10 protein-coding genes and 1 pseudogene are annotated in these 14,880 nt (G+C 38.6%); 4 read left to right on the forward strand and 7 right to left on the reverse strand.

Features of this window, described 5'->3' with window-relative positions; translation table 11 throughout:
* Positions 1–4: 4 nt before the first annotated feature.
* Both ACFS5O_RS14745 and ACFS5O_RS14750 read right to left on the reverse strand, forming a co-directional pair.
* On the reverse strand, positions 5–835 hold the full coding sequence (locus ACFS5O_RS14745; protein WP_205726201.1) for a PHP domain-containing protein: 831 nt from the start codon (positions 833–835) through the stop codon (positions 5–7).
* Positions 836–876: 41 nt separating this feature from the next.
* Complete coding sequence (locus tag ACFS5O_RS14750) at positions 877–1,716, reverse strand: sulfurtransferase (RefSeq protein ID WP_205726200.1); 840 nt, start codon at positions 1,714–1,716, stop codon at positions 877–879.
* A 96-nt stretch (positions 1,717–1,812) separates the two neighbouring features.
* Between ACFS5O_RS14750 and zwf the strand changes: the two are divergent.
* A pseudogene (gene zwf, locus ACFS5O_RS14755) lies at positions 1,813–3,313 on the forward strand (glucose-6-phosphate dehydrogenase).
* Positions 3,314–3,316: 3 nt separating this feature from the next.
* On the forward strand, positions 3,317–3,928 hold the full coding sequence (locus ACFS5O_RS14760; protein WP_205726199.1) for a cyclase family protein: 612 nt from the start codon (positions 3,317–3,319) through the stop codon (positions 3,926–3,928).
* 62 nt (positions 3,929–3,990) lie between these two features.
* Here ACFS5O_RS14760 and bcbE read toward each other — a convergent pair whose 3' ends face one another.
* On the reverse strand, positions 3,991–5,250 hold the full coding sequence (gene bcbE, locus ACFS5O_RS14765; RefSeq protein WP_205726198.1) for a bacillibactin exporter BcbE: 1,260 nt from the start codon (positions 5,248–5,250) through the stop codon (positions 3,991–3,993).
* Between the two features lie 160 nt (positions 5,251–5,410).
* Between bcbE and ACFS5O_RS14770 the strand changes: the two genes are divergently transcribed.
* Positions 5,411–6,568, forward strand: coding sequence for an aminotransferase A (locus tag ACFS5O_RS14770; RefSeq protein WP_205726197.1), 1,158 nt, complete (start codon positions 5,411–5,413; stop codon positions 6,566–6,568).
* 128 nt (positions 6,569–6,696) lie between these two features.
* Positions 6,697–8,151: a UDP-N-acetylmuramoyl-L-alanyl-D-glutamate--2,6-diaminopimelate ligase gene (locus ACFS5O_RS14775; RefSeq protein WP_205726196.1), complete on the forward strand. Its 1,455-nt coding sequence runs from the start codon at positions 6,697–6,699 to the stop codon at positions 8,149–8,151.
* 319 nt (positions 8,152–8,470) lie between these two features.
* Here ACFS5O_RS14775 and ACFS5O_RS14780 read toward each other — a convergent pair whose 3' ends face one another.
* The 4 genes from ACFS5O_RS14780 to cshA all read right to left on the reverse strand — a co-directional run bounded on the left by ACFS5O_RS14780 (position 8,471) and on the right by cshA (position 14,868).
* On the reverse strand, positions 8,471–11,992 hold the full coding sequence (locus tag ACFS5O_RS14780) for a dynamin family protein (protein ID WP_205726195.1): 3,522 nt from the start codon (positions 11,990–11,992) through the stop codon (positions 8,471–8,473).
* A 99-nt stretch (positions 11,993–12,091) separates the two neighbouring features.
* On the reverse strand, positions 12,092–12,640 hold the full coding sequence (locus tag ACFS5O_RS14785; protein ID WP_205726194.1) for a GNAT family N-acetyltransferase: 549 nt from the start codon (positions 12,638–12,640) through the stop codon (positions 12,092–12,094).
* Between the two features lie 61 nt (positions 12,641–12,701).
* Positions 12,702–13,202: a metallophosphoesterase family protein gene (locus tag ACFS5O_RS14790; protein WP_205726193.1), complete on the reverse strand. Its 501-nt coding sequence runs from the start codon at positions 13,200–13,202 to the stop codon at positions 12,702–12,704.
* Positions 13,203–13,329: 127 nt separating this feature from the next.
* Positions 13,330–14,868, reverse strand: a complete 1,539-nt coding sequence (gene cshA, locus ACFS5O_RS14795; RefSeq protein WP_066393958.1) for a degradosome RNA helicase CshA — start codon at positions 14,866–14,868, stop codon at positions 13,330–13,332.
* Between the last annotated feature and the right edge of the window lie 12 nt (positions 14,869–14,880).

Genomic DNA, 14,880 nt, shown 5'->3' on the forward strand with positions numbered 1-14,880 from the left:
AGCTTTATTTACTAAAACTTTTCAAATTGTTCACGATGCTGATGGGAACTGAACAGCTGCCAATGTCTCCATGGAAAACTTCACCGTTACGAAAACCGTGAAAGTCACTTCCTGCTGTTTTAAGGAGAGAGTGTTTTTCTGCAAGTTTCTCATAAAAAGCAACTTGTTCCTCCGTATGATCTGGATGTTTATACTCTAATCCGATCAAACCGTTCTCACTTAAAATCGGAATAAGTTCGTCTGCCCCGTAAATACCTGGATGAGCAAGAACAGGTACTCCTTTTGCATTCCTGATCAATTCTATCGCTTCAATTGGAGAGATACGTTCGGTTGAAGCATAAGCAGCTTTCCCTTTTCCTAAATACTTTTCAAATGCTTCTGGAAGTGAATGTACGATTCCTTTTTCCATCAAAAGTTCTGCAATATGCCCTCTTCCCACGTTTCCGTTGCCATGTCTCTTACCTTCTAATTCTGATTCCATCACTGAGATTCCAAGGTTATTTAATTTTTGAAGAATCATTTTATTTCTTTTGTCTCTCACAGAAGTAAGACTGCTTAATGCTTGTAAAAAGTGTTCGTCTTTATAGTCAATAAAATAACCTAATACATGAATATCTTGGCCTTGGTATAAAGTACTGATTTCGATACCTGGAACGACTGTAAAGCCTTTATGATTTTTTGCTTCTAACATCGCTTCTTCAATGCCAGTTACTGTATCATGGTCTGTGATCGCGATCGCTCCTAGGCCTTTTTCAACGGCTCTTCTAATGTTTTCAGCTGGAGTATAAGTTCCGTCAGATGCTGTAGTATGGGTATGTAAATCGCTTTGTTTCATTTTTTTGTCTCCTAATACTCTAAATTACGGTACATGAAATTTTATTCTGCAGCTTCGTTTATAATTGGGTTTTCATCGTAACTGATCCAGTCACTCCAGCTGCCAGCATAAAGAGCTTTGTTCGTGATTCCCGCTTCATCCATTGCAAGTATGTTCACACATGCCGTTACACCAGAACCACAATACACAATAACGGGTTTCTTTCCATTCATCCCATCATACATACTTTGTAGGTCTTGTCTGCTCTTCCACCAGCCAGGTTCTTGCATATGACTTTCCCAAGGAATGTTTATCGCATTTGGTATATGACCCGCCTTATGATCGATCGGCTCGATCTTTCCTATATACCGTTTAAATTCTCGTGCATCTACGATCAGCGTACCGTCATTTTTCATTTCGCGTAATACATCATCTTTGTTCTTTAACATGTCATCTCTTACTTTTGGAGTAAAATGTGCAGGTTTTTCGACAGGCATTTTACTTGAGATGACATATCCTTTTTCTTTATAGTGTGTATAGCCGCCTTGCATGACATAAACGTTATCATGTCCTAAGTATTTCAAGATCCACCAAAGTCTTGCAGCCATGCTGCCTGATTGATCATCATAGGCGACTACAATTTTTTCTTGGTCAACACCACAACGGCTAAAAAATTGTGATAGTATGTTTACGGAAGGTAATGGATGACGACCACCATGGGTTGAAACGGTGCTTGAGAGATGTTGATCAAGATCTGCATAAATGGCACCTTCGATGTGATCGTTCTTATACAGTTCATATCCCTTTGAGGGTTCAGCTAATGAGAACCTGCAATCAAAGATCACGATATTAGCACTGTTCACTTTTTGGTTCACCCATTCAGGACTTACGAAATTCGACATATTTGACCTCCTGTTTTATGAAGTAATTCGTTATTTTAACTTCATCTAGGGAAAGCTGTAACTATATTAGAAAAGATAGAAAGAAGTGACGTACAGATGATACATAGTATTCCTAACGCATCCATCGTATTGTTTGGAGCGACTGGTGACCTTGCTCACAGAAAACTTTTCCCTGCTCTTTATCAATTGTATCAAAAGGGACATATGAAAGAGAACTTTTCTGTTGTAGGTGTTTCAAGAAAAGAATTCTCTCATGAAGAATTTCAGGCTGAGGTTGCGTCAGCTATTCATGAACATGCACAAGGTGCAGATCGCCAAATCGTAGAAAAGTTTGCTTCTCATTTTTATTACCTAAAGATGGATGTCACGAGTGAAGCAAGCTATCATGAGCTTGAAGAGCTGTTGAACGTACTCGACAGAGATTATCAAACGAATGGAAATCGCCTTTATTATCTTGCGATGGCTCCTAAGTTCTTCGGAACGATTCCTACTTTCTTAAAATCAGAAGGAATCACGAACACGGAAGGTTGGCAACGGATTGTAATTGAAAAACCATTCGGTAATGACTTGCCTTCTGCAACAAAGTTAAATGAAGAGATTCAGCAAAGTTTCAATGAAAATGATATTTACCGCATCGATCACTATCTTGGAAAAGAGATGGTTCAAAACATACATGATCCGTTTTGGAAATGCCATCTTTGAATCGATCTGGAACAATAAATATATTGACTCCGTTCAGATCACATCGAGTGAAACATTAGGTGTAGAAGATCGAGCAGGTTATTATGAAAAATCTGGTGCCCTTCTTGATATGGTACAAAATCATATGCTTCAAATGGTCATGATGGTGGCCATGGAACCGCCGGGTGAATTAAAACCAGAACACATCCGAGACGAAAAAGTGAAGGTCCTACGTTCCCTACGCTTCTTTTCAGAAGAAGAAGTGAAAAAGAATGTGATCCGTGGACAATATTCAGAAGGATCAATGAACGGAGAACAAGTTCCTGGTTATTTAAATGAAGAGAATGTTGATCCAAAGTCTCAAACAGAAACATTTGTAGCAGCTAAGCTATTTATTGATAATTTCCGTTGGACAGGCGTACCGTTCTATATCCGAACAGGTAAACGTATGGCCGTTAAATCTACAGAGATCGTCATTCAATTTAAACAAGGTCCGATGGCACTTTATCATGCGAACACAGAAAACTATCTGCCAAATTTATTAAGAATTCATGTTCAACCAGACGAAGGTGTTAGTCTAACTCTGAATGCTAAACCAAAAGGTGACACACCTGATCTGTTGCCGATCGATATGACATACAACAATAAGAATACAGCTGAGATGAACTCACCAGAAGCATATGAGAAACTTCTGCACGATTGCCTTCTTGGTAATTCTACTTATTTCACACGTTGGGATGAAGTGGCACTGAGCTGGGACTTTATTGACCGAATCACGAAATCATGGCAAGACGGAACGGGAGCTAATCTCACTCACTATCCGTCAGGAAGCATGGGACCTAAAGAAGCAGACGAACTATTGAAAGCTGACGGACATTCTTGGTGGGAACCTACAAAAGTTAGAGAGGAATGTTAGTTCATGAAAATATATGATGTCTCATTACCAATTTTCGAGGGAATGCCTGTTTATAAAAATAAACCTGAAAAACAACCAGCGTTTAACACTACACAAAATGGTCATGTAACAGAAACACGTATCTCAATGGATGTTCATACAGGAACACATGTCGACGCTCCTCTGCACATGGTTCCTGGTGGAGATACGATCGAAACCCTTCCGATCGAGAAACTGGTTCGAAAAGCGAAAGTCATTGATCTTACAGGTTCTACAGGTTTTATTTCTGCTGAAGATTTGGCTGATAAAGATATTCAAAAAGATGACTTCGTCCTTTTTAAAACGAAGAATTCCTGGGACACAGAATTCAACTTTGAATTTATCTACGTAAACAGTGATGCCGCTAAAGTGTTGGCTGAAATCGGTATAGCAGGTGTTGGAATCGATGCATTAGGGGTAGAGAGAGCACAAGAAAATCACCCTACTCACAAACAGCTTTTTGAAAACAACATCATTATCATCGAAGGACTACAGTTAAAAGAAGTTCCTGAAGGCGAATATTTAATGGTCGCTGCTCCTCTTAAGATTAGAGGTCTTGATGCTTCTCCTGCAAGAATCGTACTTATCGAACAATAATAAAAACAAGGGCTTGCATCATCCAACATGCAATGCCCTTGTTTTTTTGTGTAGTGATTATGTTATTCTAAAGCAGGTTTTAATTTTTGAGTATGATTAGGATCTTTCTTTTCTTCGTCTCCCCCGCCTTTTCTCTTTTCGGGTTTAATAGCAAAAAATGCAGCGATAGCTCCAATAATACTCACTCCTGCAGAAGTATAAAAAACAATCTCATGTGACTGTTTCATTAGAATCGCATAGATGGGGGGCCCGAGCGCTACACCAACAAATCGCATCGAACTATAGATCGACGTGATCGTTCCTCTTGCCTCTTTTTCAATTCCTTCAGTAATTAGCGCATCTAGACTTGGAAGTGCCGCACCGATACCTATACCCGCCACGAAAAGTGCACTTAAAAGAAAATAAACGTTTTCTGTAAACGTAATTAAAAAGACGGAACCACCTAACAGCGCCATAGAAATAAACGTACACCACTTCATGATGATTTTATTTTGTTTGATCTTCTTTCCTGCAATAAAGGAGGCTATAGAGAGTGCTAATAACGGTACAGCGATTACTAATCCTTTCATAACACCCTTCACACCATACTTCTCTTCTAAAATGGTCGATAGGTAAAATAAAATACCAAACAGGACAAACATAATAATGCCACCGATTAAAAAAATGGCGATCAGCCATCTTCCTTCGTTATGAAAAATCTGTTTTACGTTTTTGAGATATTCTTTAAAAGGTTGTTTTTCTTGCTCCTTTTTTGGAACTTTAACTAAGAACATAACTAACAGGATAGAAACAATACAAAAAACGGGGATAAGCCAGAATGGCAAAAACCAAACGATTGTTGCAAGAAACGCTCCTAGAATAGGACTTAATACTTTTCCGACCGTGTTGGATGTTTCGATCAATCCTAAACCTGAACTCACTTCTTCTTCCTCTTTAAACATATCCCCTACTAAAGGTAGGACAACGGGTGCTGCTCCAGAAGATCCTACACCTTGAAAGAACCTTCCGATAAGTATAAAAGTAAACGCATTATCCGATTGCCAGGCTGCCCAACCACAGATCAAACCACCGATCCCGGCGATAAAAAGGCTAGGGATGATTACTTTCTTACGGCCAAAGCGGTCTGACAGATATCCCGCGATCGGAATCAACAAGATGGCAACGATCGAATACACCGTGATGATCAAGGAGACTTGGAAAGAACTGATGTTTAGTTCTTTTCCGATCTCAGGCAAAACGGGTATGAGCATAGAATTCCCCAAAGTCATCACAAGGGGAATGGATGCCAGTGCAAGTAAGTCCCACTTTTTCTTTGCTTCCATAATTTCCTCCAAAACCGTACTATTACATCTTTAGTATTGTAAAAAGTCATAAAACCATACAAGAAAATCCACCCATTGACTCAAGAAACCAAATAAAGCTACACTAATGGCAACCTTTAATTTGTCTATTGGAGCGATATGAAGAAAGGAAGTAATTTTTTTGGAACATTTATTAAACAACAGAGCAAAAGACATACAGATCTCAGGTATACGTAAATTCTTTAATGAGGTTATTCAGTTCCCAAACGCGATCTCATTAACTTTAGGACAACCTGACTTCCCAACCCCAGTGCATGTAAAAGAAGCTGCGATCAGAGCGATACATAATAATCAAACGGTTTATTCTCATAACGCAGGTTATATTGAACTTAGAGAAGCCGCGTCTTCTTTCGTTCATGAAAAGTATGCTCTTACTTATGATCCAGCCCAAGAGATCATCGTTACAGCAGGGGCTAGTGAAGCGATCGATATTACATTGCGTACTATCTTAAGTGAAGGAGATGATGTGCTTCTTCCTGCTCCTATCTATCCTGGTTATGAACCCGTAATTACTCTTTGCGGTGCGAATACTATCTATATTGATACAACTCAAACAGGGTTTAAGGTGACACCTGAATTAATCGAAAAACATATAACCAAAAAAACAAAAGCCATCATTATCCCTTCCCCTTCTAATCCGACAGGTGTTGTTTTGGAGGATCATGAATTAAAGGCTCTCGCTCAATACTTGTCTAACAAAGATATCTTTGTCGTATCTGATGAGATCTATAGCGAACTAAAATACGAGGGTGAACATCAGTCGATCGCGAACTACGAAGGCATGCGTGAAAAAACGTTTGTGATTAACGGGCTTTCAAAATCACACAGCATGACCGGTTGGAGGATAGGATTGCTTCTCGGACCAAGTAACCTTATGCAACATGTTCTAAAGATCCATCAATACAATGTTACGTGTGCTTCAACCATCTCGCAGGCAGCTGCTATCGAGGCATTAACAAACGGTAAAGACGATGCTTACGTCATGCGAAACGCTTATAGGGAACGGCTAGATTATTGTTACAACCGTCTTCACGATATGGGGTTGAACTTTGAAAAACCGAACGGAGCCTTTTATCTCTTTGTTTCCATAAAAAAATATGGTCTCTCTTCATATGATTTTGCATTAAAGCTTTTACAGGATCAAGAAGTTGCTGTTGTACCAGGTGATGCATTTTCAAATATTGGAGAAGGATATATACGCATCTCTTATGCGGCTTCAATGGAACAGTTAAAAAAAGGTATGGATGGTATAGAAAACTTTATAAATTCCCTTTACTGAACTGCCCTGAAAATGGGCAGTTTTTTCGAATAAGTTAACATAAACATATTACGGTTAATTTAAAGTTTCTGAATAAGAACTTAAATTAGAAAAAAACTAAAATTAATTTATTCAAAGGATGCGTTTTTGTGAAGTTAAAAGCTTTATTAAGTCACTTATCGATACCTACTGTGATCGAGGATGATCCTCTGATCACAGGAATTACCTCTCACTCTAAAAAAGTAAAACCAGGAAACTTGTTCTTTGCGATCTCTGGTGTTCAAGCTGATGGCCATCAATACATACAAGAAGCATTTGATAATGGTGCTGCAGCTGTAATCGGAGAATATGATGAGAACATTGGCCCTGGCGTTTATATATACGCAGAAGAAACAAAACGTTTATTAAGTTTGGCCGCTTCTTTCTTTTATGAAGAGCCTTATAGAAAGCATAAGATGACAGGCATTACAGGAACGAACGGAAAAACAACAACTTCCTTTTTGTTGCAGCATATCCTCCAGGTTCACGGTATGACCTCTGCTCTGTTCGGTACGGTATACCACTATATCAATTCCGAAATTGTGAAAAGTTCACATACTACACCGGATCCTGTCACTCTTCAGAAGATGCTCTTAAAAAGCAATGATGAAGTAGTTGTTATGGAAGTGAGTTCACATGGGATCGAACAGAATAGGATCGATGGGATTACGTATGATCAAGCGATCTTTCTAAATTTAACGCATGATCATCTTGATTATCATGGAACGATGGAATCCTACTTTCTCTGCAAGTCGAAATTATTTTCATACTTAAAAAACAAAGGAACAGCCATAATTTGCAGTGAAGGTGAATATGGGAAACGACTTAGAGATGATCTGCGTTCAAAAAGCGACTTGCAGATTTGGACTTATGGCAAACGAAAGTCTGATGATTTTTATATCGAAGACGTTGGAATAGATTCCTTCAATCTGGTACATGAAACACTTCAAGTGACCGTTTCATTACCATTACCGGGCGAATATAATGCACTAAACACGACTGCTGCAATCGCTGCTGCCTTAGATTATGGGATACCTATAAAGAACTCTGTAGAATATCTAAAAAGCTTTGCAGGAATTCCGGGTCGTTTTGAAGAGATCACCCTCCATAATGGGACAGAAGTGATCGTGGATTATGCACATACGCCTGATGGAGTTTCTCAAGTGCTTGACGCAGCGAGCAAAAAAGCAGGAATACGTCCTCTTTTTCATGTGTTTGGATTCAGAGGAAACAGAGATCTAACGAAACGTTCAGAAATGATTAAGATTTCTTTAGAATACAGTACGAAGACCGTCTTAACTGTCGATGACTTAAACGGTTTAGATCGTGATCAACTTCTCCAAGAAACAAAAGAAGCCATTCCTAGGTCTTCCCACCAACCTGTGATCATTGAAGACCGGACCGATGCTATATTCTTTGCTTTAAAAGAAGCACCCGCAAACTCAGTAGTGATCATTACGGGTAAAGGACCTGAAAAGTATAAGGAAACATACAATCACCCTTCAACTTCTGATCTCGATTCTATAGAGCTCTACCAAACGCTAAACAAACCGACTTGTATCTAAACAATAGAACGAACCAAAAAGAACAGCACCCTCAACAAAGAGAGTGCTGTTTTTTTGAAGCTGTTTTCGTAAACTTTGTTTCTTTTGGGAGTGTTGATTTCCGCTCCAGGCTGCTCGCTTTCCACGGGGCAGACGGTGAGCCACATTTGTACGTTTCACTGTTAAGTGTCTCACCTGTCTAGTTGCAGTGGCTAGCCCCTCGAGGTCAAAGCATCGATCTTTTAGAAAAAAGCGTTTTAAAAAATCTTGTAATGGTTTTCCGTTTTTGATGCTTGCTTCTTACTAATCGGTCAACCAATTTCACACTTTAGAATGACGATTATTTTTCAAGCTTTTTCATTTGTGTAAGTGAGTTGTTCAATTCTTGAATTCTTGCCTCAAGATCACCAGGCTTCTTTAGTTCTTCAAAATAGTGAACAATTTGATTGATCATGTGAGTTTTGAATTCTTTTTCTGTGTTGACTAAAACCGTTTCATAGTGGTGTATGAGTTTCTTTTCAGCTTCTCTCAGCCAATTTTCCACTTCACTGTCTATTTCATCAACAAGGTGGTTCTTCAATTCGTTTGAACCATTTTGTTCAAAGAACTGTTTCGGATTCTTAAAATAAGATAGCCATCTCTTATGTTTCGATTCATCTTGTATCACAAAATCTAAAAAGAAGGATGGCGTTTTAAACAGATCTGCTGTTTCATTTCTCTCTTGCAGACTTACGCCTCCTTGACCTGCTTTAGAGATCAGATGAGCTACTTTTTCTTTCATGTCTTTTTGTATCCAATGATCTAAACGTAACGAACATGCTTTGAACTCTTGATGCAAATCATGCGAGATCTTACCGAAAAGTTCCCGAATGCATTGCGCTAACGCACTCTTAGAACTTTGAACCGCAGCCGGATGAATCGTTTCTTTATAAAAATCATGATAACGAATCAATACACGCTGTTTTATATAATATAAAAGTTCTTTTTCTTCTTGAAGAAATTGTTTTTTCGATATTTTAATATAATCATTACTGAAATCGATCAGCGTGTTTTCTCTCTTCTGAAGAAGCTCTAAATACTCGTCTTCTTTTTCCATTCTTTGAACTGTTTCTTTGATCATATTTTCAATGACAGTGTTTGCATGGGTAACGGAAGATCTTGCACTCTTGATCATGGTGTTTTCCAACTCATTTTCGATGTAATGAGTTAAGCTTGATGAAAATGCATCAAACCCACTTTCTGTTCGCTTACTTGCCATCAGTTCGTTCTTACTCGAAACCGGGAATAATCTCGGGTTCCTGATACCAAATGAAAGAAGGTTTCTCTTTACATGTTGCACAACATCATTCTTGTCTTCTTCCGTTTCAGCAAGATCTGCAGCATTGATCGCAAAGAACATCTTATCTGATGAGAAGGTATCTTTAATTCTTCCTAACTGAATCAAAAATTCTCGATCTGCATATGAAAAGGCATGGTTAAAGTAGGTAAGATAAATGATAATATCAGCGTGTTTCATATATTCAAACGCGACTTCTGTATGGCGAGAATGAATCGAATTAGCTCCTGGTGTATCAACGAGCACAAGACCTTTTTCAGTTAACGGGCAGCTGTAATAAATCGTTATTTTTTTTATAAAACAAGCTCTTGTTTCATCGGCAGCATACTCACCGATCTCAGAAATTTCTTTATTTAGGACGTTACCTAGATGACCGTTCGCCCAAGTGTAACCTGTTTTGTAAGACGCCAATCTCTCATCTGAAGAATTTAGTAACTCGCTTAATTCTTGATCGGTTGTTTTCAAGAGCATATTGAGCTCCTTCTTTAGTTCTTCTTCACTCTTCATCTCAATCTTGATCGAACCGTGATGATGTTCACGATCTGGATACCGTATCTCATTAATAGCAGCTGTTGTAGGATTCGGTGAAGATGGGAGAATACTTTCACCAAATAATGCATTCGCAAATGATGATTTTCCTGCTGAAAACGCACCGAAGAGAACCATCGTAAACGATCGTTTTTCTAGTCTCTCATGAAGTTCTTCCATCTCAGCAGCTAAATGTGAGAGCCCTCTGACCGGCTTAAGTATCTTAGCTGCCACTGATAATTTTTCTGTTTCTAGAGAAAGAGAGTCTTCACTTGAATGTAAAGTAAGAAAATTTCCCTCTTCCAATTGATCTTCAGGCGCTTCTATTGGTCCTTTATCAAATCGTTCCTTAAACATCTCGATCGATAGAGGCTGGTATTCAGCAAGAAACTTTCTTTCAAATTCATCTATTGGTCGATCGCCAGATACATTTTCATCAAGCAGTTCTTGAAGTTCATGTTTTTGCTCATCCCAGATTTCTGCGATCTCTTTTTCAAGATATAGCTTTTTCCGTTCTTTTTCTAACTTGTACAACTCTTCTTCCAAGTTTGATAGCTCATGATTTGTTTTTGAGTTTAAAGATGTTCTTACAGCATTTATACATTCTGTGACCTCTTGACGTGCTTTCTTTTTAATTTCATTGGATAAATTGTTGCAATAGTTTAAAAGACCTTGCCCTTGAATTGACAAACCCGGTGTGATAAATGAATGCAACATGTCTTTGTCTACTTTTATAGGTTCCCAATCTGGGAGATGATGGTCTACCTCTTTTTGAAGAGAGCTTACAAAATTTTGAGCATGCCAGTTGATATGAGCATCGATTGACTTCTGTAGATTTTCTAATAATTCCTCTGTTCGAACAGTCCGTTCTTGCTCTGTTTTTTGTTTTGAAAAGAATAGACCTATTTTAAAGTCTGTTTTAGCAGATTCAAGAAAGGAGCTTGCTTTTTCTCTCGTCTCATATGGCATTAACTGTGCGGATTCTAAAATATTAATAAGTTGGTCCTTAACACTTTCTTCTTTTTCATTGATGACCTGTTTTATCTTAGATCTCTTCTTTGTTAGATCTTCATATTCTTGAGACAATGATGCTAACCTCTGGCTAACAACATCGATGGTTGTTAAACTTTCTTCTTTTCTTTCTACAAAGTCATGTACAAATTGCTGAAGCTGATTATTCACTTGTTTTAAAAGAAGGGCGTCTTTGTTTTGCTCAATTCTTTTTATATAAGCCATTAGAGCAGTTAGGTCATTGTGCGAAACATCTTGTTTCTTAACACTGGTGAAAAAGATATGCTCTTTCGGTATTCCAAGAGATTGAAAAGAGGCAAACACGTTTTCCTTAAAAGCTGTAAACTTCAACTCTTCTTCACGGTGCTTATCAATCTGGTTAACGATTAAGCGGACATCTTTCTCTCTTTTAATCAGTGATGAGATGAATGACATGTTCGTTTCAGAGAGTATATGATTATAATCCATTACATAAAAAATCAGATCCGCAAGATAGACGACGTTTTCTGTCGCTTTCTTATGAAGGGGATCAGTCGAATCGATTCCTGGTGTGTCGTAAAAAGCGATATTTTCTACTTTCTTATCGTCACCGCCATAATAGATCTCTATCTCCTCAACAAGCTCTGCATCTTTACAGAGCTCTTTTATCTCATTTACGTCATATGGAGCGTGGAATGTAACCACTTCTTTGTTCTTTAGAGTAACAACTGCTCTTTCCTCTCCTCTTACCATCTTAACGATGTTTGCACTTGTAGGAATCGGAGAGGACGGAAGTATGCCGGTTTCTGAAAGTGCATTGATCAAGCTAGATTTTCCTGCAGAAAAATGACCGCAAAAAGCTATAGCAAACTCTTCCTTTGCTACCTTAAGGAATAGTTTGCTTAATTGATCTTCTTCTTTTTTATTGTCCGTTCTTTGAAACACTTCATATAATCCGATCAATCTTTGTTTTTCTGTTATCAATAATTCTTTTTCAGTTGACTTCATCGTATCCACCTGTCTTCAATACTGTATCACTATCCACTTTACCATATATATGATAGCGATTTCACCATTGATTATCTATTATCTTGGAATCCGAATGAGTTATTTTTGAATGGAGTTAAAAAAATACGCCATAAAGTATTCATCTTCAAATTTGCCTTCTATGATCACTTGATCTCTTTGCTTGCCTTCTATTATAAACCCTGCTTTTTCATAAACTCTTACTGCCTTTTCGTTTCCAGAAAAAACAGTAAGCCATATCTTATGTAGATTGTTAATCTCTCCCCATCTTAACGTATGAGCCAGAAGTTCCTTTCCAATACCTAGGCCTTGTGCTTCTGGATGAATCCAAGTTCTAAAAACACCGGTGTGTTTTTTCATTTGAAGTTCTCCTTTTAGCACTCTGGCGATGCCTACAACTTTTTTGTTCCGTTCGACAGCTGTGTATAGATTCCCCTTATGCTTAACCTCATGAATAAACTTAATCTCTTCTGAAACGGAATGAAGCTCCTCTTTTTGAAGGTATCTACCGGCTTTCACGATCGCTTCTATATGTTTTGTGATATCTGCTGCATCTTTTTCTTCTACGGGTCTTAAGATGATCTCTTCCCCATTTTTTGCTGTAAAGAAGAAGTTGTCCCCATTTGGCATGGCTTTATTCCTCCAAAAGTTATGATTGTATTATTATGTCTTCTTTACAGGTTGTCATGCATCAAGAAAAATAATGATGATTGAGTGTGATCGTTGACTGATCGATCATTGCAATGCCGAATGAAAACTGTTTCTGCCTTCTTTTATCTGTTGGCGAACCGGGATTAAAAAGGATTGTACTCCCCTTTCGCTCCTGGAAAGGAATGTGGGAGTGCCCAAATATAATCAGATCAGCATGATCCCCTTCACATTCTCTGTATGCCCGTTCTGGTGTCGATCTTCCTTTTCCAATATGTCCATGAACCATTGCAATTTTTATATCTTCCAGATCAACAAGTAATTTTTCAGGCAACGTATTACTCCAACTCTCTTTGTCTACATTCCCTTTTACTCCAAATAGGGGCGCATACGTTTTGAGTTCTTCGTAAACGGATTGTGCCGTCCAATCACCTGCATGAAATATGTAGTCGATATCCTTCTTTAGAACGTCTAAAAGTGGGTTAGGAAACATCTTTCCTTTTTTCGGCATGTGAGTATCAGAAATAATTAAAATTTTTTTCAACTCTGTAACCTCTTTCCATGAAAACCAGCTATTAATGCCAAATATCTTATATGCTTCATTTAAACATAGAGAGAAAATAAACACAAAAAAAGCAAGAGAGACGTTCTCCCTTGCTTTTTAGTATGATTTATCTGTTTTTAAAGTCTTCACGAACACGTTTTTGTGAACGGTATGATTGATCACGGCTGCCGCTGCTGCTACGGTTTCCACCATCGCGAGAACCACTGCGTTCGCCTTTAGAATATCCAGAACGGCGATTATCTCTTCCGCCTCCACCCTCTCTTTTAGGGCCTCCTCCAGAACGTCTACGATCAGAGAAACGGTTATTAGGACGTCTCTTTTTAACTGATAGTGGCGGCTCATCTGTAAGATTGATCGGAGTCGTATCAGGTTCTTTTGTAAGAAGCTTAAGCGCTGCAGCTAAGAGTGTTACAGAATCGTTCTCTTCTAGCAACTCAACTGCTGTTTGCTTATAACCGTTAAAGTTATCTTGCTCAACCACTTCCATCAACTTTTCAAGCGTGATCTGTTGTTGTCCTTCCATTGCTTCTGATACGGAAGGAATCGCACGTTTTACCATTTTACGCTTTGTAATTTTTTCGATCGTATATAAGTGATCGATTTCACGCGGCGTGATAAACGTTAATGCATAACCAGTTTTTCCTGCACGGCCAGTACGTCCAATACGGTGAACATAGCTTTCTGGATCTTGAGGAATATCGAAGTTATAAACGTGTGATACACCAGAGATGTCAAGTCCACGAGCAGCTACGTCTGTTGCAACAAGAACTTCGATCGTGTTGTTTTTGAACGCACGTAACACTTTGTCACGTTTTGCTTGCGGAAGGTCACCGTGAATTCCTTCAGCTGAATATCCACGTTTGCTTAAAGCTTCAGACAATTCATCTACACGACGCTTCGTACGTCCGAAAACGATCGCAAGCTCTGGAGAGTGAATATCCATGAAGCGGCATAACGCATCAAACTTTTGACGCTCTTTTACTTCAACATATTCTTGCTCGATGTTCTTTACTGTCATTTCAGACGCTTTTACTTTGATAAGCAATACGTCCTTCATGAATTTTGCTGCCAAGTTTTGAATCTGCTTAGGCATTGTTGCAGAGAAAAGCATCGTGTGACGTTCTGTTGGAACGTTTTCTAAGATCTTTTCGATATCTTCAACGAATCCCATGTTAAGCATTTCATCCGCTTCATCAAGAACAACCGTATGAACACTTTCAAGTTTCAATGTTTTTCTGTTGATGTGGTCTTGCACACGTCCTGGTGTACCTACTACGATGTGTGGACCATTTTTTAATGCTTTAATTTGTCGAACAATGGATTGTCCACCATAAATCGGCAATGTTTTAATTCCTTTGAATTGACCGATTTTATTGAGTTCTTCTGCTACTTGAACAGCTAACTCACGAGTTGGAGCTAATACGATTCCTTGAACGAATCGTGATCTAGTATCCATTTTTTCGATTAGCGGTATACCAAACGCAGCCGTCTTACCAGTCCCTGTTTGTGCTTGGCCAATAAGGTCAGTCCCCTTAAGTGCTGTTGGAATGGTATCACGCTGAATCGGTGTTGCTTCCTCAAATCCCATGTTATTAATGGATTGAAGCAACTCAGGACTTAGTCCTAGTTCTTGAAATGTTGTCAATGTTCTATCTCC

The sequence above is a fragment of the Fictibacillus nanhaiensis genome, assembly GCF_042686385.1.
Classification (GTDB): Bacteria; Bacillota; Bacilli; order Bacillales; family Fictibacillaceae; genus Fictibacillus; species Fictibacillus nanhaiensis.

Coding starts and splice junctions, on each gene's coding strand:
- bcbE (WP_205726198.1), bottom strand. CDS start 5,250: ATGGAAGCAAAGAAAAAGTGGGACTTACTTGCACTGGCATCCATTCCC.
- ACFS5O_RS14785 (WP_205726194.1), bottom strand. CDS start 12,640: ATGCCAAATGGGGACAACTTCTTCTTTACAGCAAAAAATGGGGAAGAG.
- ACFS5O_RS14760 (WP_205726199.1), top strand. CDS start 3,317: ATGAAAATATATGATGTCTCATTACCAATTTTCGAGGGAATGCCTGTT.
- ACFS5O_RS14750 (WP_205726200.1), bottom strand. CDS start 1,716: ATGTCGAATTTCGTAAGTCCTGAATGGGTGAACCAAAAAGTGAACAGT.
- ACFS5O_RS14780 (WP_205726195.1), bottom strand. CDS start 11,992: ATGAAGTCAACTGAAAAAGAATTATTGATAACAGAAAAACAAAGATTG.
- ACFS5O_RS14745 (WP_205726201.1), bottom strand. CDS start 835: ATGAAACAAAGCGATTTACATACCCATACTACAGCATCTGACGGAACT.